This is a genomic window from Rhizobium sp. CCGE531, assembly GCF_003627795.1.
GTDB lineage: Bacteria > Pseudomonadota > Alphaproteobacteria > Rhizobiales > Rhizobiaceae > Rhizobium.
Map to the genome: position 1 here is coordinate 528295 of NZ_CP032685.1, position 24162 is coordinate 552456.

At 60.5% G+C, this 24162-nt stretch carries 17 protein-coding genes and 1 pseudogene; 8 read left to right on the forward strand and 10 right to left on the reverse strand.

The genetic code is table 11. The annotated features are described in order from the left end of the window. Positions 1-8 precede the first annotated feature (8 nt). Positions 9-992 carry a cellulose biosynthesis protein BcsN gene (gene bcsN, locus CCGE531_RS21935; RefSeq protein ID WP_120669306.1) on the reverse strand — a complete coding sequence of 328 codons (984 nt, stop codon included), beginning with the start codon at positions 990-992 and terminating at the stop codon, positions 9-11. Between the two features lie 252 nt (positions 993-1244). Continuing rightward, entirely contained in the window at positions 1245-2147 is a 903-nt protein-coding gene (locus CCGE531_RS21940; RefSeq protein WP_120667745.1) for an alpha/beta hydrolase-fold protein, read from the reverse strand. Between the two features lie 298 nt (positions 2148-2445). Here CCGE531_RS21940 and CCGE531_RS21945 point away from each other — a divergent pair, with 298 nt between their 5' ends. Together CCGE531_RS21945 and CCGE531_RS21950 are read left to right on the forward strand one after the other, a co-directional pair. Then, the gene (locus tag CCGE531_RS21945; protein WP_120667747.1) at positions 2446-4629 is read left to right on the forward strand and encodes a TonB-dependent siderophore receptor; all 2184 of its coding nucleotides are present in this window, start codon (positions 2446-2448) and stop codon (positions 4627-4629) included. Between the two features lie 70 nt (positions 4630-4699). Continuing rightward, positions 4700-4879: pseudogene (locus tag CCGE531_RS21950) on the forward strand (ISNCY family transposase); the annotation flags it as partial. Positions 4880-5090: 211 nt separating this feature from the next. On the opposite strand, the gene fhuB reads toward CCGE531_RS21950, so the two are convergent. From fhuB to CCGE531_RS21995, 8 genes are all read right to left on the reverse strand, one after another. Further along, positions 5091-7076, reverse strand: a complete 1986-nt coding sequence (gene fhuB / locus CCGE531_RS21960; RefSeq protein ID WP_120667751.1) for a Fe(3+)-hydroxamate ABC transporter permease FhuB — start codon at positions 7074-7076, stop codon at positions 5091-5093. Beyond that, positions 7073-7978: an iron-siderophore ABC transporter substrate-binding protein gene (locus tag CCGE531_RS21965; protein ID WP_120667752.1), complete on the reverse strand. Its 906-nt coding sequence runs from the start codon at positions 7976-7978 to the stop codon at positions 7073-7075. Before CCGE531_RS21965 ends, fhuB begins: the two co-directional genes overlap by 4 nt. Continuing rightward, positions 7968-8780 (reverse strand): ATP-binding cassette domain-containing protein, encoded by an 813-nt coding sequence (locus CCGE531_RS21970; RefSeq protein WP_120667754.1) that lies wholly within the window; start codon positions 8778-8780, stop codon positions 7968-7970. The genes CCGE531_RS21965 and CCGE531_RS21970 overlap by 11 nt, the downstream gene beginning before the upstream one ends. A 61-nt stretch (positions 8781-8841) precedes the next feature. After that, complete coding sequence (locus CCGE531_RS21975) at positions 8842-9315, reverse strand: GNAT family N-acetyltransferase (protein ID WP_120667756.1); 474 nt, start codon at positions 9313-9315, stop codon at positions 8842-8844. 58 nt (positions 9316-9373) lie between these two features. Continuing rightward, positions 9374-9964 carry a sigma-70 family RNA polymerase sigma factor gene (locus tag CCGE531_RS21980; protein ID WP_120667758.1) on the reverse strand — a complete coding sequence of 197 codons (591 nt, stop codon included), beginning with the start codon at positions 9962-9964 and terminating at the stop codon, positions 9374-9376. 165 nt (positions 9965-10129) lie between these two features. Further along, the gene (locus CCGE531_RS21985; protein WP_245459356.1) at positions 10130-10819 is read right to left on the reverse strand and encodes a 4'-phosphopantetheinyl transferase superfamily protein; all 690 of its coding nucleotides are present in this window, start codon (positions 10817-10819) and stop codon (positions 10130-10132) included. Between the two features lie 31 nt (positions 10820-10850). Further along, a complete protein-coding gene (locus CCGE531_RS21990) occupies positions 10851-12170 on the reverse strand; it encodes a lysine N(6)-hydroxylase/L-ornithine N(5)-oxygenase family protein (RefSeq protein WP_120667762.1) in 1320 nt (439 codons plus the stop codon). A gap of 34 nt (positions 12171-12204) precedes the next feature. Next, on the reverse strand, positions 12205-16152 hold the full coding sequence (locus tag CCGE531_RS21995) for an amino acid adenylation domain-containing protein (RefSeq protein WP_245459358.1): 3948 nt from the start codon (positions 16150-16152) through the stop codon (positions 12205-12207). Positions 16153-16507: 355 nt separating this feature from the next. Here CCGE531_RS21995 and CCGE531_RS22000 point away from each other — a divergent pair, with 355 nt between their 5' ends. From CCGE531_RS22000 to CCGE531_RS22025, 6 genes are all read left to right on the forward strand, one after another. Then, entirely contained in the window at positions 16508-17665 is a 1158-nt protein-coding gene (locus tag CCGE531_RS22000) for a GNAT family N-acetyltransferase (protein WP_120667764.1), read from the forward strand. Then, positions 17662-19029: an MATE family efflux transporter gene (locus tag CCGE531_RS22005; RefSeq protein ID WP_120667766.1), complete on the forward strand. Its 1368-nt coding sequence runs from the start codon at positions 17662-17664 to the stop codon at positions 19027-19029. The genes CCGE531_RS22000 and CCGE531_RS22005 overlap by 4 nt, the downstream gene beginning before the upstream one ends. Before the next feature lie 14 nt (positions 19030-19043). Continuing rightward, positions 19044-20225, forward strand: coding sequence for a PLP-dependent transferase (locus tag CCGE531_RS22010; protein ID WP_120667768.1), 1182 nt, complete (start codon positions 19044-19046; stop codon positions 20223-20225). Positions 20226-20331: 106 nt separating this feature from the next. Continuing rightward, positions 20332-21576 (forward strand): diaminopimelate decarboxylase, encoded by a 1245-nt coding sequence (gene lysA, locus CCGE531_RS22015; RefSeq protein WP_120667770.1) that lies wholly within the window; start codon positions 20332-20334, stop codon positions 21574-21576. 101 nt (positions 21577-21677) lie between these two features. Next, a complete protein-coding gene (locus tag CCGE531_RS22020; RefSeq protein ID WP_245459363.1) occupies positions 21678-23159 on the forward strand; it encodes a cytochrome P450 in 1482 nt (493 codons plus the stop codon). Further along, complete coding sequence (locus CCGE531_RS22025; RefSeq protein WP_120667772.1) at positions 23156-24154, forward strand: lipid A biosynthesis lauroyl acyltransferase; 999 nt, start codon at positions 23156-23158, stop codon at positions 24152-24154. The genes CCGE531_RS22020 and CCGE531_RS22025 overlap by 4 nt, the downstream gene beginning before the upstream one ends. Positions 24155-24162 lie beyond the last annotated feature (8 nt).

Here is a 24162-nt window from a genome sequence, read left to right on the forward strand (position 1 = left end):
GCCGCTTGCTAGCGGCACCCCTGGGATATGCCAGCTTCTCCGTTACAGTCCGGTAAAGGCACGATGATATTGCTTGCCGTATTCGTCGACGGCGGCTGCGCTATCGAGGTCGGTCCGCTTGCGCCATTCGTCTGTGGCGGCGCGCTCTGCCCGTCGGGCAAGGGTACGCGCGGCCCGATCATCGGCGGCAGGGTCGGCTGGACCTGCGGCTGCGGCTGCGTCACGGCCGGGCGGCGGATGACAACGGGGCGCGCTGCTGCGGGGTGGTTCGGGTAGCCGATGCCGATCGGCGCCGTACGATAGGTCGTTGCATCGGGATAGACCAGTTCGCCAGGCTTGCCCAGAACAGCATCGGCTCCGCGCGGCCCGCCGAAGGGGTTCAGTGCGGCACCGGCGAAATGGCCTGTTATCGTATAGCCATAGACGGTGCTCAAGAGCTGGCGTTCCGTCGCGAGGGCGTCGCAGAGCCGGATGCGCACTTGCACCATGCCGAAATTGCGTTGCTCCTGCGACGGGGTGAAACCGGCCTTCACCTGCTGCCAGGCATAGAGGCAGGTATCGCCGGCCCTGCTTTGGCCGGAGGCATAACCAAAAGGCCCGTAGCCGTTCTGGACGAATATCGCCGAGCGAGCGAGCCGCACGCCGGGGATTGCAGCCGCCATTTCCCGAGCGATCGCACCCTCGCTGACCGTATCGAAGGGCCTGCTCCCGAGCCCGGGATTCGAGCCGGCTATACCGAGAAACTGCACCTTGAGAAAATTCTGCCCGGGAACGGAAGAGGAGGTGAAGAGCGAGATTGTCTGCTCGACATCCTTGGCATGCCTGCGCTCCACCACATTGACGATTGCCGGTCCGCCTGGGGGTGGAAAAGCCAGCGCCTTGTCGGCGGCAACGGTTTCCACGCCGATCGACTGGCGAACCTGGCCGGTGGTCGTGCATCCGGCGCCGAGGCAAGCTAATATTATCAACGCTATCGCTTTTGAAAAATGCATCTCGGGATCGCGGCAATCGTGTGTGGTCGCATTCATCGCAAATTGCGCGACGCTCTTTAGAATCAAGCCCTTGTATTCAATATAGCAAAGAAAAGCGATTATGGTTAACCAAGGGTTAATTTCGCTTCCCTGACTCTCGGAAACGACCGGAATTCGCGCCGAATACAGCCTATCGCGCCGGGTGCGCGAACAGGCGACGAGTTGCCGAAGAATGCGCTGGAGCCGCAAGTGGCAAGCGCGTGGATTTTCTACTTATTTAGGCCTGCGAAATGCAATCTGCACAGCCCGGTTCAAGGCGACCGGGAGCGCCGACATATGGTTCTCTCCGGCATATTCCTCAAAGGTTATGGCATCTGTGGATGATGTCAATTTAGCCCATCTGTGCGCCATCTCGCGGGCGAGTTCCACCGTGCGTATCTCCTTTGCGCGGTCCAGCCGCTTTTGCTCCTCCGGCGTACCCTTGTGAAAAGGCGCAAGGGTCGCGCCTTCAAATTGACCGGCGGACAGATGCAGTTCGATGTCGAAGGAGGCCCGATGCCCTTCCAGGAATGCGCTCTCCGTCGAAAGAATGGCGGCGTCTTCCCAGTAGATCGCGGGGCTTGCCGAAATCCAGCGGTTAAAGGCCGTTGGTTTCGTCAGCAGTGCGTAGAGCACGAAAAGGCCGCCGAACGAATGGCCGAAGAGCGTCTGACGAGATCGGTCGATCGGAACCTGCTCTTCGACCCAGGGCTTCAGCTCATTTTCGATCAGCGTCAGGAAATGCTCTCCGCCGCCTGTCCTCACATCGGGTGTGTCAGGAAAAAACGGCGGATAGACCCGGCCAGGCGGTGGACTCAGATCCCAGGAACGGCGAAGCGGATCATATGGTTCATCCGTGGGATAGCCGATGGCGACGACAACGCCTTCGCTGACATTGGTCCCATTCGGGTAGCTCGCCTGCACCTTCAGCGCATCGACGGCGGTGGCAAAGCAGGCGTTGCCATCCGTCAAATAGAGGATCGGCCATCCCTCCGGCGGAGCCGGCTTGCTGGGGCGATAAAGAAAAATCCTGTGCGGCTGACCGGCATTCTCAAACTTCAGGTCGGCAAACGTGCAGCCGGCAAGCGTGACAGGCGCCGAGACTTCGGCTGCTTCAGGTAATGACGATTGGGGCATGGTCTCTCCGGCTGACCGAATATTTGGAACGCCGGATGCGCGGCATCCTCAACGAAAAAGATGATAGGATTCCTCATATTATCGGAAACGCAATCTGACAAGCCGTTCGAACGAAGCGGTGATGCAAGTTACGGCTGTGCTTTTTCGGCGGGCCGCGCAGTCAGGCAAGCCATTTTGCAACATGATGTCGGAATTCAACAAAAAAGATGACTTATATACTCATGTATTCTTGACGCCGGCTGCGCCAGCGAACTAATTTGCGCCATCTTTTTCAGGAACGGGTAGGCGACAAGGGAATATGACGCAGGGATCGCATAATTATATCAATCATTTGACGCGCAAGAGATTTCATCTTGCTAGCGGCGCTACCGCACTTGCAACAATGTTTGCGTTGAGCGGAAATGCCTTTGCGCAGGATTCCAATGCAAACGGCGGCAACGCGACCCAGCTCGCGCCGATCGTCGTCAGCGGCCAGTCGAGTGAGGCAAGCGACAATACGACGATAGCGGCAAAGAAAAGCCAGGGCGCCACCAAGATCAGTACGCCTCTGGTTGAAACGCCGCGATCTGTTTCGGTCATAACCAGGAAGGAGCTTGAGGCGCGTGGCGCGCAGGATGTCATCGAAGCGGTGCGTTATTCCGCCGGTGTTCAGACCGGCTCCTACGGCTTCGATCCACGCTTCGACCAGATCTATATTCGCGGCAACGACGTCACCACCGACGGCGATTATCGCGACGGATTGCGGCAGCCCTATATGAATTACGGGATGTTCCGAACCGATCCCTATTCGCTCGATCGTGTCGAAGTGATCAAGGGGCCGGTATCCGTGCTCTATGGCGCCGGCTCGCCGGGCGGCATCGTCAACAAGATCTCGAAACTGCCGACGGAAGAAACCATCAGGGAGGTTGGGGTTCTCTATGGAACATCCGATCGCGCCCAGACGATGTTCGATTTCGGCGGCCCGGTCAGCAAGGATGACGACACCATGCTGTACCGGATCGTCGGCTTGGCGCGAAAGGGCGACACCAATTTCGATATCGCCGACGACCGCTATTTCATCCAGCCGTCCTTCACCTGGAAGCCCGACGACGCCACGAAATTTACTGTCTACGGATCGGCGCAGTCCACCGAGGTCGACGCCAATGTCGGCGCCCTGACCAGCCCTGATGGCAACGTCCTCAAGCTGCGCGATAGCGATCCCGACTACGATTACCAGAAGACCCGGCAGCAGCAGGTCGGCTACCAGTTCGAGCATGAATTCGACGGCGGCTTCACCTTCCGCCAGAACCTTCGCTTCTCCCACCTGGATCTGAAATCACGCTATCTCGGCACCTATAGCTGGACCGGAACCGTTGCCCATCGCGGTGCGACCGCGATCCGGGATGGAATGAACGTCTTTCAGGTCGACAACCAGCTTGAATCCAAATTCGATACCGGTCCGGCCGCCCATACCATGCTGTTCGGCCTGGATTATACCCGTATGAACGATTCGTTCGCATATGGGATGGATGCGACGGCCAGCCCCGCCTATGATTTCGACATCTCGAACCCGACCTATGGCGTATCCGGCCCGACGCCGGACTATAATTTCAGCCGGGTCGATGCCAGCCTGCAGCAGTTCGGCGCCTATGCCCTTGATCAGATCGAGCTCGACAAATGGCGCTTCACGCTCGGCGGGCGCCAGACCTGGGTCAAGCAGTCGACCGACACCACTTTCGTCTCTTCCGGAACGACCACGGACGACAATCTCAGCAAGAACGCATTTTCCTACCAGGCTGGCGCGCTCTATCTCTTCGACAACGGCATCGCGCCCTTCGCCAGCTACTCGACCTCCTTCAATCCGGTCACCCAGCGATCTGCATCCGGCGGCATCCTGGATCCCACCAAGGGAGAACAGTACGAACTGGGCGTGAAATACCAACCACCGGGCACCGACATTCTGCTCTCAGCCGTCGCTTATCACTTGGTCGAAAAGAACAAGCCCGTTCTGGTCGATCCGCTGACGCTCGTCTACGCCTCGCTCGGGGAGGTGACCAACAAGGGGATCGAGCTGGAAGCCAGGGCGAATATCACCGACGGCTGGGATGTGGTTGCCGCTTACTCCTACAATGATTCCGAAATCACCCGCGGTGACAATGCCGGCAACGCGCCTGCCGTGACACCCGAGAACATCGCCAGCCTGTGGTCGAACTATACCTTCCAAGAGGATTCGGCGGCAAAGGGCCTCACCGTCGGCGCCGGTATCCGCTACACCGGCGAAACCTACACGAGCACGGCCAATACCGCCAAGAATGACGCGAGCTTCTATCTGGACGCGGCACTCTCCTACGACTTCGGCGCGGTGGACCAGAAATACAAAGGCCTGACCGCCTCCGTCGATGTCCGCAACATCGCCAACCGCCGCCTGACTGTTTGTAACAGCGGCTATTGCTATCTCGGGCAGGGGCGAAACGTCACGGCTTCGTTGAAATATCGGTGGTAGGTGGATGGCGGGCGTCGCGTTGTGCGTGGCGCCCGTCGGCCCTGATGCACCCTTCCAAGCTCGGCGCGACTTGGCCTATATCAAGGAGCGCCAGGACAAGCGACCGATGCCGAAGGTGAAGACCAACAGCGAGAAGATCAGCTACAAACCGCGCGGCCGCAAGCCAGGTCGGAAGACGGATTTCATGAACGATCCGGTGGTGGTTGCGCGTCGTGAGAAAGCGCTGTCGCGGCAGCAGGCTGCGGAGTGAAGTGTCGATCAGATTGTTTCAAAGCTAAAGCTGAAGGAGTGTTCATCACCCGCCCCGATCTGATCTTGCAACCGGATCAGCCGGTCAGATCGGGCCGGGTCCTCATGCCGTGTGGCGGCCGAAAGCGACATTTTAACTTTGCGCCGGATCGGACATTCCGACTTTATTGCCACAGATATGTGGGTTCGCTCGAGCTTAAAGAATGAAGCGATCATTTCGATCGCTTCATCAGCAACGCCAGCAATAACGGCGCACCCAGCAATGCCGAGACGAGGCCGGCGGGCATTTGATAGGGAAACGCGACCATCCTGCCGACCCAGTCGGCAAGCACCATCAGGCCACCGCCGGCCAGTGCTGCGCCGGCGAGCTGGGGCGCGGCGCGGCGCAGTCCGAGTTCGCGTGCCAGATGCGGACCCATGAGGCCGATGAAGCTTAAGGGGCCGAGGATGAGGGTGGCGGCGGCGGTCATGGTTGCTGCGAGCGCAAAGAGGCTGGCGCGGGCGATATTGACACGGACGCCGATCGCTTGTGCTGCTTGTAAACCGAGCGGCAAAAGATCGAGCCAGCGATGCGCGAGGAAGGCAAGCGCAAGGCCTGCCGCCGCAGCGGTGGTCGCGGCAATTGCCTTCGGTGTATCAATAAGATAGGTTGATCCGCTCATCCATTGCATGACGATCATTGCGCGCGGATCGCCGCTGGCGGCGAGCACGCTGATGAAGGCATCCAGCATGGCTCCGAGCGCGATACCCGTCAAAAGCACGCGCTCGGGCGCGAAGCCGGAGCGGATGCCGAAAAGGAAAATGGCGACGAGAACGGCAAAGGCGCCGAGACCGCCGAAGCCGAGCTGCGCGACAATACCAGGAGCGGGCAGGAGAAAAAGCGCGGCGGTGACGCCCAGCGTCGCGCCCGCGGAAATGCCCAGTACTTCCGGGCTTGCCATCTCATTGCCGCTCAACCGCTGCAAGATCGCGCCGACAACCCCCAGCATCGTGCCGGCGGCAAAAGCGCCGGCGATGCGCGGCAGCCGATAGGGCAGCACGTTGGGCCAATGCATAGAACTCAGGAAAGTCCATGCGCCATCGGGTGCGCGCCCGAAGAAGACCGCCCCCGCCAGCAGCAGGACGAGTGCCGGAATTGATGCAACCAGCAGCATTTTCGGTGTTCGCATGGCGCGGTTCGCATCCTGCGACGGATTCGCAACATTGCGCTGCACCGCCTTCAGGCGGGGCAGCATCAGAAGCAGCAGCGGTGCGCCGAGCAAGGCCGTAATGGCGCCTGTCGGAAGGAAGGTCGAGGATGCTCCGGAAAGGAGCACCAATGCTTCGTCCGTCAAAAACAATAGGCCGGCCCCGATGAGGGGGGACCACACAAGCTGGCTCTTCATCTGCCGGGCACCGGCAAGCTGGGCTATGCGCGGCGCGATCAAACCGATGAAGCCGATGACACCGACCGCGCTGGTGACGATGGCGGCCAGCGCAATCGCAATGCAGACGGCGGCGATGCGCGTGCGTTTCACCGACAGGCCAAGCCCGCTGGCGCCACTGTCGCCGAGCTCCATAAGCGACAATGGTCGCGCCATCAGCAGCGCGGCAGTGGAGAGGATGGCGATTTTTGGAAGGAGAGAAAGCGGAATGGTCCAGCTTTGCTGCGCCAGCGATCCGGCGCCCCAGATGAAGAGGCCGGAGAGGTAGCGGTCGTTCATTAAAACGAGAATGGCGGCCAGCGCGCCGCTCCAGACGCCGACGATCAATCCGGCAAGGACGAGCGCCAAGGGCGAAAAGCCACGTCTTGCGCCGATGAGGAAAACAATTGCCGCGGCTGCCGCACTACCGAACAGGGCGACCGCGTCGCGACTGAGGCCCTGCAGAGCGGGAAAGGCGAGCATGACGGCGACGAGCGCGAGGTTGGCGCCGGCGGAAATGCCGAGCGTCGAGGGAGAGGCCAACGGGTTGCGCAGCACCTGCTGCAACAGGCTCCCCGACAGCGAAAGGGCGGCGCCGGCCAGCAACGCCGTCGCAATTCTCGGCAGCGTCGAATAGAGCAGCAGCAGACGCTGCGGATCGTAACCGGCTTCCGGCGTCATCAGCCGTGAAAAATCGGGCGCCAGCTGATGCCAGGAGAGGAGGCCGGCGAGCGCCAGCAGCATCAGCGCTACAGCCGGAGCGCCGAAGACATTGTTCGTTTCGATGCGGGTCATGCAAATTTTTCCAGATGATCGACCAGGATGCGGGCGAAGCGCCCCGCTTCCTGCACCATGCCGAACATCAAGGTGCCCGGCAGCACGGATACGCGCCCGGCGCGCACAAAGGGGAGGCTGGTCCACAACGGACTGTCCTGCAGGTTGTCGAGCACGTTGGGCGGAAGTAGAGGCTCGAACGCGATCAGTCGCAGGCTTTGGTCGAGCGTTGCCAATTGCTCCAGCCCGATCGTCTCGAAGCCCCAATAGTCGCCGGGTCCAGTCCATGCGTTCTTCAGGCCGATCCTGGTCATGATGTTCTGATAGAGGCCGGCACCGCAATAGATGCGGGCATGGCGCTGATCGACGAAATTGATGAGCGCCAGCGGCGGAGGATTGAGCTTCTTCACCCGGTTTGCGCAATCGTCGAAGAATTGCTCGGACCGGGCAAGGAAATCGTCTGCCTGTGGCCTTCGGCCGATGGTGTCGGCAAGCAGCCGTGTCGCCGCGATGGAACGCTGCAGCGCCTCGCCGCCTTCGGCATAGATCGTCAGTTCCATGACCGGCGCAATCGCTTCCAGCCGCGGCTTCAGGGGAGCGAGATAGGGTGTCGTCAGGATTAGCGCCGGCTTGACGCTGGCCAGCACCTCGAGATTGATCTCGCTGGTGGTGCCGAGATCGATGACGCCATCAGGCATTTTCGGTTCGACGACCCAGGTATTCCAATCGGCAAGGGATGCGATGGCGGCCGGCGTGACGCCGAGCGCAAGCAGCGTCGAGGCCAAGCCATAGTCCAGGGAGACGATCGGGCCGGATATCGTTTCGGCCGCCATTCCCGCTTGCGGAACGGCACAAAGTGCTGCGGCGGCAAGTAGCGCGCGGCGGGATAACTTCAGGGTCTCGAAGCCGCGTTCAGATGACATAGGCAAGCGGCGTTCCATGCACGGGGTGGGCCGTGACGCCCATGTTGGCGCCGTAGATCGTATGCAGTGTCTCAGGCTTCATGAGGTCCGGCGAGGGACCTGCGGCAATCAGGCGCCCTTGCTTCAGCGCATGCAGATGGTCGCAGAAATGCGCGGCGATGTTGATGTCGTGCAGGACGAGAATAACGCTCAAGTCGTTCGTCCGGCAGAGCTCCCGCACAAGCCCAAGAATTTCCATCTGATGGGCGATATCGAGCGCCGAGGTCGGCTCGTCGAGCAACAGGCAGCGGCTATCCTGGGCGACCAGCATCGCGATCCAGACGCGCTGGCGCTCGCCGCCGGAAAGCGTATCGACCATCCGCCCCGCAAGCTTATCGACATGCGTCAGCTTCATGGCCGTCTCCACCTTTTCGCGGTCGAGATCGGTGAAGCGACCGAGCGCTCCGTGCCAGGGATAGCGCCCGCAGGCGACAAGCTCCTCGACCTTCATGCCGGCAGCAGATGTGGTGTCCTGCGGCAAATAGGCGACGGCGCGCGCGAAAGCACGCATGTCATAGGAATTGACTGCCACGCCGTCGAATAGAATCCGACCGCCCGTCGGCTGGATCTGCCGGGCCAGCAACTTGATGAGCGTGGATTTGCCGGAGCCGTTGTGGCCGATCAGACCGGAAATCTCGCCGGCATTGAAGCTGATATCGAGCGGGTGGAGGATGGTTTTGTTATCGACCGCAAAACGCAGGCCTTCCGTCGTGAAGACCGTCGCATGATGCTGATCGTTTCGGGCGGTCGTTTCGTCTTTCATTATCGTTCCTGCTGAAGCGCCACGGCTTCCTGACATGTTGATTGCCGCCGAAGCGGCTTGGCTAATTGATAGAAATCAAGGGTTTGACGAAGAAAAGACATGGATCGCTCTCATCCCAGAGAGTTGGGAATATTTCGGCGCGGATGAAGCCATTCCTGTCATAAAAGGCGCGAGTCTTTTCATATTGCGGTTCGTCTTTGCCACGCGGCGCGAGCGTCTTGACCGTCAAGAGCTTGCAGTCGGAGGAACGCGCGAAGGTCTCGGCTGCCGCCAGCAATCGCTTGCCGACGCCGCTGCGGTGATATTGGCGCCGGGTCGCAATCACCAGGATCTCCATGGCGGCCGGCGGATGCGCGCGCAGCGAAACGAAACCGGCGACGGTGGTTGCTTCAATGCAGCCGAACATCGGCAGGGTTTCCACGGCGCCTGCGCAGGCATCGATGACATTGGGATCGGTGAACCACTCCGTAAGCTCTGACATGATGTCACGACAGATCGTGCCTTTGAATTCGGTTATCTCGACAGCTTCCTGCATCTACTTTTCCTTTCCCGTTGACGGCGCGGTGTTTGCAGAAGATGGCGGTGCACGCCCATCAGGCTCGCATCTCCCGCAACCGCGCGGATCGGCCTCGCCTGTGGTTGCTGCCGGCAGCACAATCATGATCGGCTTCAAGCGAGATGGCGGCCAGGCAACGCGAATGCGCCTCTCGCAAAAGGCCACAAACTAGGGCGCAGGACACACCGGCCTCCTTGGCGATGACGTTCTGGGGAATGTCGTCGAAATAGTGCTCCTCATAGAACTTGCGGGTTCTGGCGGGCATGGCTTCGACCGTGCAGCGAAAGGCCTTGTAGGCCTCGGCCTCATGGAGATGTTCCTCGGGGCTTCCATAGGCCGAGGTATTGCCTCCGACCTCTTCTTCGACGAACAGGCCGCGTTCATATTGCAGGCGCCGCATATAATCGGTCGCCAGATTGCGCACCATCCGCATCACATAGGACGTGGGCGCCGCTATGTCTTCTCCGAGCGGCTTGGAGACCAGCTGCAGGAGAACCTCCTGCACGACATCCTCGGCCACGGTCATGGAACCCGTGATCCTGCGCGCGACGGAGAGAAGCTTCGGGTAGGCGTGAAGTGCTGTTTGGAGTTGCTCATTGGAAGTCGACTGCGAATGGTTGGCAATCATGTCGGGCTCTCGCTGAAATCCAAAGTTGCATTTCTGTGTGCCCCTCTTTTTGAGAGGGAACCTATAAAACATGATAATGAGAGTCAAGATAGTGGAGCGGAAAAGTGAAGCATCTCCCGGATGATGGCTTATCCGCCTGATTTTATTTAAACTTTCCAATGGGGTCTATAAGGAAATCCCGCTTATGTGATGCTGCCATTGCGGCTCTGCCGCGACCCTTGATGTCGCGATAGCCCATTGAAAATCCCCGCTTTCTTCGCCGGCGGTCTGGCCGGAACGGATGAAAATCGGTTCGCCAGATACCTGGCATTCGATGCTAGAGGTTGTGTCATCGGGTGCGAGTGTCACGCTTTGCGGGTCGGCCAGAAAGCCCTGGCCAAGGCATTTCAGCGCAGCCTCCTTCTGAACCCAGCAGGCGAGGAAAGCATCGTGGCGATGTCGCGCGTCCAGTTGCCGAACTTGATCGAGCTCGTGTTCGGAAAGGATCATCGGCAGGATCTCGTAGGCTTCCTTCTCCGAAAATGCATCGAAGCGCTCGATATCGATGCCGATGCGGCCGCCGCGACAGATCGCGAGCACCACTCGATCGCGCGCATGCGAAATATTGAAGTCGATATCGGGATAGTCGGACAGATAGGGTCTGCCCGACCGAGTAATCGCAATAGAGAGCGTCTGCGGCGCGCACGCGAGCAGACTGCCGAGGATGCGACGACAAAGGAACCGCCCGGCAACGAAAAGACGCCGCGCTTCGGCCGATCGAAATGCCGCCGCACGGTGTCTTTCCGGTTCGCTCAATATCCAGTCCGGGGCATCAAATCCCTCGCGCAGATGCAGGCTATGGAGCTCGACCTGCACGACGCATTCTCCCTCTCGGAGGATGGCCACTTTATTCAGCCGCCTGTCCCAGATGCGAGGAGATTTCCGACGAATGTCCTTGTGTTTCCCACTGAACGATGGGATCGAGCTGGCCGATATTGAAATACTGGCGGCCGAGCAGGGCGTTGGCGATGACAGCGCTGCGCCACGCGGTCAGGCTGAGTTGCGGTTCCGCAATGCCGTGGCTATGGCGGCCGGCATTGAGAACGAAGATGCGGTTTTCGCGCGGGCCGTCCCATGCCAACGAGAAGTCGCTTTCCAGCACCGGCTCGCCGATGGAGCTCAGTTCGATGCGATTTTCGAGCGAATGCAGGAATTCCGGAAGCACAAAGCGATAGCCGGTCGCAAGGACGATCATGTCGACCGCCAGCGTTTCGATGCTGTCATCGAAGCCGTTGCGCATGGTCAACGCGATTTCGGGGCCATCCTGCTCGGCCGCAATGACGTTGCGGAAAGGACGCAGCGATATGCCGTGATCCGGAGCACCTGCGGTTTCGAGCTTGCGTTCATAGAACCGGCGATAGAGCTTTTTCAAAGTGGAGGCGGAAACGCCGTCGCTCGCCAGCACCTGCCGGCGCGTATGGGTGAGCCGCAGCTCCTCGGGTAGCCCGTGGAAGCGTTCCATATAGGCCGGCGTGAACAGCTCGTTGGTAAAGGGCGTGGCATCGAGCGGCTCGAAATTCGGTCGGCGGCTGATCCAGTGAATGGTCGAGACGGCGTTCAGATCCAGGAGGGCATCGACGATCTCGGCGCCGCTCTGGCCGCCGCCGATAACGGCAACGCGCGGAGCCTTGACATCGCCGAGGCGTTGGGCCGCTTCGCTGCTATGGAAGGTCATCGATTTCGGCAGTTGCTCTGCCCAAGCCGGGCGCGCAGGAACCTTGCCGACACCGACGGAAAGATTGCGGGCGCCGATTGCGCCATCGTCGGTGGCGACGGAGAAGAAGCCATCATTGGCATGGACTTCACGCACGCTGGCGCCGAAGCGGAGCGAGGTCAGCCCGCGCGCGACCCATCCGAGATAATCGGCGAATTCCTTGCGCGGAACGGCTTCATATTCTGCATTGAGAAACTGATAAAAGCGTTTATGGGCAACAAGATAGGAGAGAAAGCTCCAGGGACTCGTCGGGTTGGTCGCGGTTACCAGATCCTTGAGGATGGAGGTCTGCATTTCGGCGCCCGGCAGCATCATCCCCGGATGCCATGCAAAGGATGGGCGCCGCTCGAAGAAGCGGACCGAGAGTTCCGGGAGGGAGTCGAGCTGGGCGGCAAGGCTGAGGTTGAACGGACCAATTCCGGCCCCGGCGAGGTCGAGCACGTGCGATGTCATGATGCAGCTCCAGAATATGATGACGAAAGAGGGGTTACTTGATGATGCCGGCGGACAGGGAGCTCGGCGCAAAAGCGTGATCGAGCCGTCGCGCGAAACGCTGGTGGAAGGGCGTCTTGCCGATGATCGTCAGATGGTTGGTGCCGGTGACGATTTCCGAGGCGGTGGCGTTTTGCGAATAGCGCCGCCAGTCGATGACATTGAGGGCGCGTGTGAGGGAATCCTCGGCCGCGAAAGCGTGGATGCGGAAATCGGATTGCTCAAGGCGGTAGTTTCGGAAGATCATCGCGTTGTCGATGAGGATCCAGAACGTGTGCTCTTCCGAGCCGATGTCCGGACCGTCCGTCGGCAGCTTGACGTTATGCTTGACGACATGGTGGAGGAACTGTTCGTAGACCTCCTCGTTCATGGCGGCGAAAAGCCTCTTCCAATCCTCGCGCATCGGCGTCGTTGCCAACCAGCCTTGAACGGCGGCATGGGTGCGGTCCCGGATACCATCTTCGAAGCGTGGCATGATGCCGACGGTGAATTCCTCGTCCATGTCGCAAACATCGACCATGCCGATCATACGCAGATCGATGTCGTTGCCGAGCTGACGGGCAGCCTCATAGGCAAGCAGTCCGCCCCAGGACCAGCCGAGGAAGGCGCAGGGGCGACCCTTGGCTTTTTTGCGCACGGCCTCGGCATAGCGTGCGGTGATATCCTCGACGCGGGTGCTCAGTGTCTTGGTTTCGGTCAACGAATAGCAGATGAAGCCGGTTGCCGGTTGTTCCGGGCCGAGATAGTCGACCAGGCGCATATATTCGCGCGTGCTGACGAGGAGACCGGGGAAGCAATAGAGCACCGGTCGGTCGCCGTTGCGACGGAGGTAGACCACGTCGACACCGGCCTCGTCGCGATTGCCATCGATCGCGAGTGCCAGATCGCGCACGGTCGGATGGTTGAACATATCGGCGATCGACAGCGGCCATACGGGATGGCGCATCTTCAGACGCGATACGATGCGCACAGCCGCCAGTGATTGGCCACCTATATCGAAGAAATTCTCCGTGACACCGATATCGCCGATATCGAGGACTTCCTTCCACGCTGCGAGGATCGCTCTTTCCTTGTCATTGGCCGGCTCGATCATCTCGCGTTCGATGCGCGGTGCCGGCAGGGCGGCGCGATCCAGCTTGCTGTTCGGTCCCATCGGCAGTCTGTCGATCAGCATGATGGTCTGCGGCACCATATAGTCGGGCAGGGCCGTCATGGCGGCGCGGCGCAGCTCGGTGACACCAAGGCTTTCGCCTTCGCGGGGCACGACATACGCGACAAGCGAGCTGCGCCCTCCCTCATTGTGCAACAGCACGACGGCTTCGGCGACGCGTTGATCCGACCGCAGCACCGCCTCGATCTCGCCGGGCTCGATGCGGAAGCCGCGCAATTTGATCTGGTGGTCGACACGGCCGGCGAATTCGACGATGCCGTCTTCCCGCCAGCGGCCGAGATCGCCGGATTTATAGAGCCGTCCGTTGGGCGAGAAAGGATCCGGAATGAAGCGATCCGCCGTCAGCTCCGGCTGGCCGAGATAGCCGCGCGCGAGACCGCTGCCGCCGATATAGATCTCGCCGATTACACCGACCGGAACGGGTGCCAGATCGGCATCGAGCACATAGATGCGACGATCACCGACACCGCGGCCGATCGGTGCGACAGTCCCCTCAAAGCGGGTTCCCGCGGGGATCTTCCAGATCATCGGGGTCATGATCGTTTCGGTCGGACCATAGCCGTTGATCAGCAGCTGCGCCTTCAGGTTCTCGGTGATCATGTCGAACACCGCCTGCGACAAGGCTTCGCCGCCGAAGGAGTAGAGCCGCAGCCGCGGTATTTTGCTGTTCTCGCCGGCATATTCGGCAAGGCCACGCACATAGCTCGTGGGCAGGCTGGCATTGTTGACGCCGTGGCGCTTCATCATCGTGAAGGCATCTTCGGGCGTGGCAAGCTTGTCTTGGGTCAGCACCACGCCGCCGCCTGCCATCAGCGGCACCATCCAGCGCTCATGGCCGCCGTCGGACGTGAAGGGAAGGACGGGATATTCGCAGGACTCCTCGCTCATCTCGTAGATGCGCAGTGTCGCCTTGCAATGATGCGCCAGCGGGCCGTGCTCGACCGCGACGCCTTTCGGCACGCCCGTCGAGCCGGAGGTGTAGATCACATAGGCAAGCTGCTGCGGTGCGATCACGGTCGCAGGCGCTTCGCTGCTTTCTAAGGAAAGGTCGGCGGCGTCGAGATTGAGGAAGGGTGTTGCAATGTCGCTTGGAAGGTTTGCGATGTGGCGAGCGCGGGAAATGACCAGCGAGAGCCCCGGCGCCGTCAGGATATGGCGATTGCGCGCTTCCGGGTGATCGGGCTCGACCGGCGTGAATGCGCCGCCCGACTTCAGAACGGCCAAAATGGCGATGATGGCATCGATCGACTTTTCGAGTGCGATGGCGACGCGTTTTTCCGGTCCGACCCCCAATGCGATCAGGCGGTGCGCCAACCGATTGGCGGCTGCCTCGAGCTCGCCATGCGTGACCGATTTCTCGCCCTGGGCCACGGCGAAAGCATTCGGCCGTCGTTTTGCCCGCGCGGAGATGACCTCGTGGATGGGCGTGCCATCGTCCGCTTCCGGCGCATCGGGATAAGGCGCGGAGAGCCGGTCCAGTTCTTCAGGCGAAGCGAACGGAACGTGTTTGATCTGCTCGCCGGGATTGGTATTCAGCCGCGCGAGCGCGACGGCAAGATCATCGGCAAAGCGGAGGATCTGCTTTCGGTCATGCTTTTGCGGATCGAAACCGAAGCCGATGCGAAGCCTGTCATCGGACATGGGGGAAACGGTGATGACCAGTTCGGCGTCGCGGCGTGCCTGGGGTTCGACGAGGCTGCGGATTGCTGCGCCATCGGGCATCGCTTCCATGAAGCGAAGGGGAGGCCGCACATCGAGAAGCGTCTTGACGAGGCCGGTCGTGTCGAACAGCTCGTCCCGGCGCAGCAGCGCATCGGCGAGTGCCTCAAAGGGCAGGGATTGCCGGACGGCGGTCTCGATTTCCTTTGCGAATGCCGTGCGGACGTCGCCCAGCGTCATGGCGCCGTTGAGTTCCGTCGTCAGGATCAGCACATCCTCGCTGCGTGCCGCGATCGTCTGTTTTTCCCGTCGAGTGACCAGGCCGATCCTTTGCGTGCCGTGGCCGGAATGCCGGCGAAGGGCGATCCCGAGTGCGGCGAGAAGGTTGCGGGAGCCTTCCGCGACCGCCTGTACAGGCACTTCAAGCACATGCTCGAACCAGGCCTCATCGACGATGTTTTTTCCCGCCGATGTCTGTGGCAGCAGCGATGCGATATTCTCTTGCGCAGTCAGCCGCTGGAACCAGAAGTCGACCAGCTCCGGTGCCGGATTGCGCGGCGCGCCATTACCGGTCATCCACGACACTGCGTCGGCCAACGTGGTTTCCGCAATGTCTGCCGGCAGGCGGCTGTCGATATTGCGAAGGAAATCCGTTGCCAGCAAATCGAGCGTCACCGCATCGGCAAGGATGGCATGCAGGGAAAACACGGCGCCGACGACCTGGCCGTTCTGCGTGGCGAGAATGAAGCGCGCCGGATTGCCGTTCGTCAGGTCAATCGATCGAGCCTGTTCGGTAGTGGCGACTGTGGTCAGCGCCGCGCTCGGATCGTCACCTGCCGCCAGTTCCGTCTCGATGAAGTCGACTGTGCAATCACTTCTCAGGATCTGTTGAACGGCGCCGCCCGCCCGCGCCTCGAATTCCGATGTGATGAGGGGATGCTGGCGCGAAAGCATCGCAAGAGCTTGTTGCGCCACAGCAAGAGAGACTGGAGGAAAGGTGATGGCGAGTATTTGCCGTCCATAGACGCCTTCGTTACCCGTCTCCGACAAGAGCCAGATGCGCGATTGCGTCGGTGATAGCGAGCATTTGGCGACGTAATCGGAGTCATTCACTACTCTAGCGTTCCGATCATGAATGGTCATTTCTTCGCCGCTCTCCGTCAATATTTCGAAATGCATATTCGGCGTTACAGAATACAATAGTGTATACTTAACAAAGTCTATAAATAGACATTGAGTTTAACTGACCGATTATGCTGACTTTCCTATGTCGATAAAATCCGATGTTCCGGAAATTACCTGAATGTAGCTGCATGACGAACGGACGTGGGCGAAATTCAGAGGAATCTTAAAAAATATTTTCGGAAAATATTTTGAATTTCACCTGACGTCGTTCGTCACTGCGGAATGAACGCTTTGTACGGCTTGCCGATTCCACAGGGCGCGGTCTCGAAATAGGGAGAAAAAGATGGATGCTTCCGTAGCGTTGAGGGGTGAAAAGACGGCGGAGGGATCGTTTGACTTGCGCTTGCCGGCGTCAGGTTTTGTAAGCCATGCTCTCGCTTGTGTTCAGCCGCTCATCGTGTCGCAGGGGCGGGCATCGGGCAGTTTTTGCGTCGAGCAAAATGGCATTGAGGTTGCCTCTGGCTTTCTCTCAGGCCCCGCCGCCAACCAATTGGTCTTTGACACCATATCTTCAGCCGCTTTGCCTGCTTTCGGCGAAGATATCGTCAATGCCGTCTCGGAAGCCATTCTCACATGCAATCCGCACGTGGTTTGCTTCGAGATCGAGCTTGCGGATGACGGCGTTGCGAAGCGCCTGGTAGAAGCGGGCGCGATCGAGCGTCGGGGCGACCGCTTGATCGTGCGCTCCGAATCCTTCTTTCAGCAGGCAAGATCCTGGATTGGAAGCGTACCCGCTGCCTATCCGGAAGTGCCGGTCCTGACGAACAATGTCCTTCATCCGCAAAGGCCGCCGAAGCCCGTTGGCCCCGCCTACGAGCGCTTCATTCCCTGGCTGAACACGCAGCTTGGCTTCCATGTCGCCGATATCGACGCCGATCTCCAGCATTTTCATCGCTGGATGAACGATCCCAGAGTTGCCGTCATATGGGAGGACCGCGGCGATCTTTCCTATCATCGTGATTTCATCGCCCGCCGCCTCGCCGATCCGCGGACGTTGCCGCTGATCGGAACGTTCGGCGGCGTGCCCTTCGGCTATTTCGAACTCTATTGGGCTAAAGAAGATCGGATCGGCCCGCACTACGAAGCCGATGGCTATGATCGTGGCTGGCATGTGGCGATCGGCGAAGACGATTTCCGCGGAAAGGCCTTCGTCAGCGCCTGGCTGCCATCGCTGATGCACTACATGTTCCTGGCAGATCTGCGCACCCGCCGCATCGTCGGCGAGCCGATCCATCATCATGCCCAGCAGATCCGCAATCTCGATCGCTCAGGTTTCGCCAAGGTCAAGCACATCCAGTTTCCGCATAAGAAGGCGCTTTTGGTCATGCTGCTGCGCGAGCGCTTCTTTATGGACCGACTGCTGTCGCCGGATCTCACCGGCCTTTCCGACGAGGATGGTCAGCCCGTTCTGGGTTCTCTGCCGCGAGATGCAGCGCGATGAAGGCAGCCGTCGACATGAACGATCCGCGCATCATGCGGCTCGTTCTGACGGTCGCACTGCCGGCGGTAGCGGGATTGGCCGCGAGCGCCGGCCATCATGCGATCAATGCGATCTTTCTCGGCGCCCTGGGGCCGGTTGTGCTGGCCGGCATCAGCCTGGTCATGCCGCTCTTTCTGCTTGTCGCCGCTGCAGGTCAGGGGCTCGGCATCGGGCTTGCCACACTTTTGGCGCGCCATCTCGGCGAGGGCGATCTGAAAGCCGCTTCCTCGGTTGCCGCAACGGCGCTCGCGGCGACGGTTCCGCTCGGCATCGTCCTCTCCACACTGATCTATCTCGGACTACCTGATTTCGTCGGCGCACTTGGCGCAGGCGATAATCTTCTTGCCCCGGGACTGGACTACGGACGGCTGCTCGCTTTCGGCATGACGCTCGGGCTTTTGCAGGCAGTCTGCGATTTCATCGCGATTGCCGAGGGCAATTCACGCTTCTCGATGATCGTACTAATCGCCAGCTTCGCCCTGAACGCCGTCCTCGATCCCGTTTTCATTTTCCTCTTCAAGCTCGGCGCAGCCGGCGCGGCGCTGGCGACCGTCATTTCCTCCATCGCGGCACTTACCTGCTATCTTGTCTACTTTGTCCGCAAGTGGGGAGCGGTCAGCATAGCAGGTGGCTTGATACGCTGGCGCCTGTTGCGGCCAATCGCGAGGATCGGCATTCCCGCCGCCGCGACCAGCATTGTGACCGGCTTCGGCTTTCTCATCCTGATGCGGGAGGCCGCTGTTCATGGCGGCGATACGGGTGTGGCCGCGACAGCGATCGCTATCCGTCTGATGACTTTGGGGCAGCTTCCTCTGTTCGGGTTTTGCCTTGGAGCACAGAGCGTCGTCAGCCACGCCTTTGGTGCCGGCGATGCCCAGCGGTTGAAGGCCGTCATCCGCTTCATGCTTGCGGTAACCGTACCCGTTGCTTTGCTTTATTCCGCCTTGCTGTTCCTGGCGGCGGAGCCGATGGCGCGCCTGTTCACCGATAGTCCGCAGGTTGTCAACGAAGCGGTGCCGTGGCTGCGCGCACTCTTTCCGGTCTTCCCGCTGGCAGCCTTTCAATCCGTGCTGCTGGTGATGCTGCAATCGCGGGGCAGGGCTGGCCTGTCCGCCCTGGTTGGGCTCGCACCGCAAGGCTATCTGCTGATCCCGCTTCTCCTGCTACTGCCGCTGTGGATGGGCTTTGGCGGCGTCTCCGCGGCACCCGCGGTGGCTGCCATCCTCGCTGCCATCCTCGGCATTTCCGTCGCTCGGCGGGAATGGCTCGCCATTCTGCCGGCGGATGCACCCGATCTGGCCGGCCAATCGACACTTCACCCCTAACCATGAGGAACGTCATGAACGAGACCCCGAGATTCGATGCCTACAGACACGCCATTCCGGATGCGTTGATGCCGCCTCGCGACGATCCCTTCGATGCGGCGGTGCCGCCGATCTACCAGACATCTCTCTTCCTGTTCGATAGCTACAAGGAACTGGAGGATGTCTTTGCCGGCCGCTCGAAGAAGCCTATCTACTCGCGGGGCGATAATCCGACCGTGCAGCTTCTGGAGCGCAGGATCGCCGAGATGGAAGGCGCGGAGGAAGCGCGCGCCTTTTCGAGCGGCATGGGCGCCATCGCGGCGGCGATCCTCGCTTTCGTCGGGCCGGGCGACCGCATCGTCACCGTGCGGCACGTCTATAGTGACGCTTTCCGCTTCTTCGAAAAGGTTCTGAAGCGCTTCGGTATCGTCGTCGACTATATCGATGGCACGGACACGGAAGCGATGATCGCAGCGCTTCCCGGCGCCAAGCTTGCCTATCTCGAAAACCCGACCTCGATGGTTTTCGAGCTGCAGGATCTGACCGCCATCGCCGAGGCGGCACGCCGTCATGGTGTCGTGACGATGGTTGACAACTCCTGGGCAACGCCGCTCTACCAGAAGCCGCTCTCCGTGGGTGTCGATATCGTCATTCACGCCGCGTCGAAATATCTCGGCGGGCAGAGCGACACCGTGGCCGGCCTCGTCGTCGGCTCCAAGGCGCATATCGATCGCATCAACAGCGAAATCTACCCCTATACGGGCGCGAAGCTCGCCCCTTTCGAGGCATGGCTTGTCCTACGCAATCTCGAGACCCTGCCATTCCGAATGCGCCATCATCATGAAGCCGGCCTCGAAGTGGCATCCTGGCTGCAGGCGCATGGGGACGTGACCAATGTCATGCATCCGGCACTCGGTGATCATCCCGGAAAGTGCACCTTCAGCGGCTTCGGAGGGCTGTTTTCCTTCGAGGTTTCCGACCGCATCGACATCGCCGATTTCGTCGACGCACTGCGCCTCATCCGCATCGGCGTGAGCTGGGGTGGGCCGGAAAGCCTGGTGGTGCCGGCCAAAGCTGCGCTCAGCATCTCGCCAGAGACCAATGTCTTCGCGCGCTTCGGCGTCAGCGACCGCACGATCCGCCTGAATGTCGGGCTCCACGCGGCAAAGGACGTCATTGCCGATCTCGAGCAGGCGCTCACGGCAGCGAAGCGCTAGCCAGCCTCCGTGCTTTTATATCGCAAGGTGGGTGGAGTGGCACTGTCGCTCCGCCCATACTATTATTCATCGTTGATCTATTCCCGCCCTGACCGATTGAGACAAGATGACTATTCCTTCCAATGAAACACTGAGCGCGCTTGCCGGCGAATATGGAACGCCGCTCTGGATCTACGATGCCGCTGCGATCCGTCGCCGTATTGCGCAACTCTCCGCCTTCGACGTCGTTCGCTACGCACAGAAAGCCTGTTCGAACATTCATATCTTGCGGGAAATGCGCAAGGTGGGCGTGCGGGTCGATGCCGTCTCGCTAGGCGAGATCGAGCGAGCGATGCGGGCCGGCTTCGTCGCTGGTAGCGTGTCGGGCGCGGCGGAGCTGGTCTTCACCGCCGACGTCTTCGACCGACCGACCCTTGATCGCGTCGTTGCCGACAAGGTCGAGGTGAATATCGGCTCCATCGACATGCTGCATCAGCTCGGCGAACGCTCGCCTGGCCATAGAGTCTGGCTGCGCATCAATCCCGGTTTTGGACATGGCCATAGCAAGAAGACCAATACCGGTGGCGAAAGCAGCAAGCACGGCATCTGGTTCGGGCAATTGCAGGAGGCCGTGGCGCTGACGCGGCAATATTCCCTGACGCTGGTCGGCCTGCATATGCATATCGGCTCCGGCGTCGATTATGGGCACCTGCAGCGCGTCTGCGGCGCGATGGTCGGTTTCTGTCGCGAGCTTGGTGTCGATATCGAGGCGATCTCGGCCGGCGGCGGTCTTTCCGTGCCCTACAGAGAGGGTGAGGAGGAGATCGATCCCGCTCATTATTTCTCGCTTTGGGATGCGGCACGACGCGAGATCGAAACGCATTTCGGCCATCCGATCCGGCTGGAGATCGAGCCGGGACGCTTCCTGACCGCGGATTCCGGCGTATTGCTTGCCGAGGTGAGGGCCGTTAAGATGATGGGCCGCAACCGCTTCGTGCTGGTCGATGCCGGTTTCAGCGATCTTGCCCGACCGGCCATGTATGGCAGCTATCACCACATTTCGGTGATCCCGGGCAAGACACCTCGCAATGCCGCGGGCGCAATCTTCCCGAGCGTCGTCGCAGGTCCCCTTTGCGAATCCGGCGACGTCTTCACGCAGACGGATTCCGGCACGGTCGAAACGCGCGATCTGCCCGAAACCCATGTCGGCGATTATCTCGTGTTCCACGGCGCCGGCGCCTATGGGGCGACGATGTCGTCGAACTACAACAGCCGCCTCTATGCACCTGAGGTCCTTGTCGACGACGAGACACATCGATTGATCCGCAGGCGCCAGACATTTGACGAACTGCTGGCGCTGGAAGGCAACTAAGCAACAGTATTCGAATCCAAGGTCGAAAAAGGGATCCCGGTTCGCGGAAGCGGGGCTTTTCCATGGTTGTGAAATGAATATAGTGATGGCGACCAAGCGTCGTGACGCCTGGTCGCCATCACACCGTCACCGGCCGCAAGGCGCGAAAGTTCTGCACCGATATGCTGGCCTGGCTTGATCAGAAGACCGAAATCGTCGAACACGCCGATCACTCGTCACGATATTTCGAGCCTGCGCACGCCGCCTATTATAGCGGCAGGCCGGGCCAACCGCTGAAGCTCATGCTGCAGGCGCGCAGCGATTTCCTGTCGATCTGGCGCCGCGCGGATTACCGGGAGCATGTGGCGGAGTTCAAGCTTCTCGGCCGTCAGCTCATCATCGTCAATTCGCCGGATGCCATCCGCTATGTCGTTGCCAAACGGCACGAGAATTTCGAGCGCAAGACGCCGCAAATGCGCCGCGCGCTGGAACATCTGCTGGGCGACGGGCTGTTCATTTCGGACAAGGAGACCTGGAAGCAACGCCGGCCGCTGGTTTCCGACATCGTGCACAAGAACCGCGTGCCGGCCTTTGGCGCGATCATGCAGACCACGGCAAGCGAGCTCGCCGACCGTTGGCAAAGCCTCGGGGAGGGCGCGGAAGTCAACGCCTTGTTCGAGATGGCAGGGCTGACGGCCGAAATCATTTCCCGCAGCGTCTTCGGCAATGATCTCGGCGAGGAAAGCGCCAATGCCGTCACCGAAGGCTTTGCAAGCTATCAGTCCCTGGTCGATTCCATCAATCTCGGCTATTTCCTCGGCTTCGACGATGGGTTGCCGATCATCAAGACGCCGAGCTTGCGCCGGTCGGTCAAGCGCATTCACCGCATCATCGACCAGGTGATCGAAGATCATCTGGCCGGCAAGGGGGATAACAGCTCGATGGTCGAGCTTTTGATCCGCCGCCAGCAGCGCAATCCCGAGCTGAAGCTCGATGTCGTGGCGCTGCGAAACGAGGCGGCGACAATCTTCATGGCAGGCCACGAGACCACCGCGGCGACCTTGACCTGGGCCTGGTATCTGCTCGCCGGCGCGCCCTGGGTCGAGGCGGCGGTTCACGCGGAAATAGAGGCTGTCTGCGGCGACCGCGTGCCGTCGATTGAAGACGTTGCCAAGCTCGACTGGTGCCGGGCCGTTATCGAGGAGACGTTGAGGCTCTATCCGCCGGTACCGATTTTGGCGCGACAGGCCGCCGAAGCTGATGAGATCGGCCATGTGAAGGTGCGCAAGGCAGCGCTCGTCCTAATCGTGCCATGGATACTGCATCGCACGGATTCACTTTTTCCCGAACCGCATCGGTTTCATCCCGAGCGCTTCCTGGGGGAAGCGCGCCCGACCCCCTACAGCTACATTCCTTTCGCAGCAGGCCCTCGCGTGTGTCCAGGTTTGCAGTTCGGCCTCACCGAGGCAATCCTTTGTCTGGCAATCCTCGCCCAACGCTTTCGTGTGCGTGTGAAGGATGGCCATAGTGTCCAGCCGCAATGCCGCCTGACGCTGCGTCCGCGCGGCGGCATGCCCGTTACGCTGCATAGGCGGCAGGAATGACGAGCGGTGACGGGACGGGTAGGAAAGCTGCCGCCAGCAAGCGCAAGGCCTGGACCTATGAGCCGCCGAAGGCTCCTTCGGTTGCGGATTTCCGGGCTGGCGGCGATCGGCGCGGGGCGTTCCTGTGCTACTGGCTTTATGAAAATATCGACAACGCCATCGATCTCTTCTTCTATTTCGCCTTCATGCTTCTGCCCGCCGCAGCCTGCTCCGCCCTCGGCGGCTGGCTCGGGCGGATTCTCGCGCCGCGTTCCCACAAAGGAGCTTATGCGCGCGCCGCGGCGAACCTGAAGATGATAAGACCCGAGCTTGGCGATGACGAGCTCAAGAGGCTTCTCGATGCCTATGCCGATTCGCAAGGCCGGCAGATGGCGGAATACTCCGTCGTGCCGAGGTTGGCGCGGCGCCATGCCCGCAAGATCGGTACGGAGGGAATGGTCGAGCGCTGCTCCGAAGGCCCCGTCATCTTCATCGCGCCGCATATCAGCAATTGGGAGGTGCTCTGGCATTGCCTTCTCGACATGGGGCTTGCGATCACCATGAACTACGATCCGCCCAAACGCCGCTCACGCCACTACATCGTCAATCGCCTGCGCAAGAGCGCCGGCCTCGGCATCCTGAAACCCGGCCGCAGCTTCGTGCGCCCGGCGCTTCGGATCCTGGAAAACGGCGGCAACTTGCTGATCTTTTGTGATGAAGGCTTCAATGGATACATTCGCGCACCCTTCTTTGGGCAGCCGGCGCATCTTGAAGGCAATTATGCTCTCGTCGCGCGCATGGCGCGGAAGACGAATGCGCTAATATATCCGGTGTTCATGGTGCGGGAAAATGGATCACGTTTTGTGTTGCGGGTGCTGGAGCCGTTTAGATTGCATGAAAGAGACACTACCGAAGGGTGGGATATTGAGGACGTAGAACGCTTGAACGCGGTGATCGAGCCGATGGTGCGGGAGCATCCGGAGCAATGGTATTTCGTGGATAATCGACCACAATAAGGAACCGA

Bases quoted from the DNA above. Each gene is read 5' to 3' on its own strand.
- bcsN (WP_120669306.1), bottom strand. From the start codon at position 992: ATGCATTTTTCAAAAGCGATAGCGTTGATAATATTAGCTTGCCTCGGC.
- CCGE531_RS21940 (WP_120667745.1), bottom strand. From the start codon at position 2,147: ATGCCCCAATCGTCATTACCTGAAGCAGCCGAAGTCTCGGCGCCTGTC.
- CCGE531_RS21945 (WP_120667747.1), top strand. From the start codon at position 2,446: ATGACGCAGGGATCGCATAATTATATCAATCATTTGACGCGCAAGAGA.
- fhuB (WP_120667751.1), bottom strand. From the start codon at position 7,076: ATGACCCGCATCGAAACGAACAATGTCTTCGGCGCTCCGGCTGTAGCG.
- CCGE531_RS21965 (WP_120667752.1), bottom strand. From the start codon at position 7,978: ATGTCATCTGAACGCGGCTTCGAGACCCTGAAGTTATCCCGCCGCGCG.
- CCGE531_RS21970 (WP_120667754.1), bottom strand. From the start codon at position 8,780: ATGAAAGACGAAACGACCGCCCGAAACGATCAGCATCATGCGACGGTC.
- CCGE531_RS21975 (WP_120667756.1), bottom strand. From the start codon at position 9,315: ATGCAGGAAGCTGTCGAGATAACCGAATTCAAAGGCACGATCTGTCGT.
- CCGE531_RS21980 (WP_120667758.1), bottom strand. From the start codon at position 9,964: ATGATTGCCAACCATTCGCAGTCGACTTCCAATGAGCAACTCCAAACA.
- CCGE531_RS21990 (WP_120667762.1), bottom strand. From the start codon at position 12,170: ATGACATCGCACGTGCTCGACCTCGCCGGGGCCGGAATTGGTCCGTTC.
- CCGE531_RS22000 (WP_120667764.1), top strand. From the start codon at position 16,508: ATGGATGCTTCCGTAGCGTTGAGGGGTGAAAAGACGGCGGAGGGATCG.
- CCGE531_RS22005 (WP_120667766.1), top strand. From the start codon at position 17,662: ATGAAGGCAGCCGTCGACATGAACGATCCGCGCATCATGCGGCTCGTT.
- CCGE531_RS22010 (WP_120667768.1), top strand. From the start codon at position 19,044: ATGAACGAGACCCCGAGATTCGATGCCTACAGACACGCCATTCCGGAT.
- lysA (WP_120667770.1), top strand. From the start codon at position 20,332: ATGACTATTCCTTCCAATGAAACACTGAGCGCGCTTGCCGGCGAATAT.
- CCGE531_RS22025 (WP_120667772.1), top strand. From the start codon at position 23,156: ATGACGAGCGGTGACGGGACGGGTAGGAAAGCTGCCGCCAGCAAGCGC.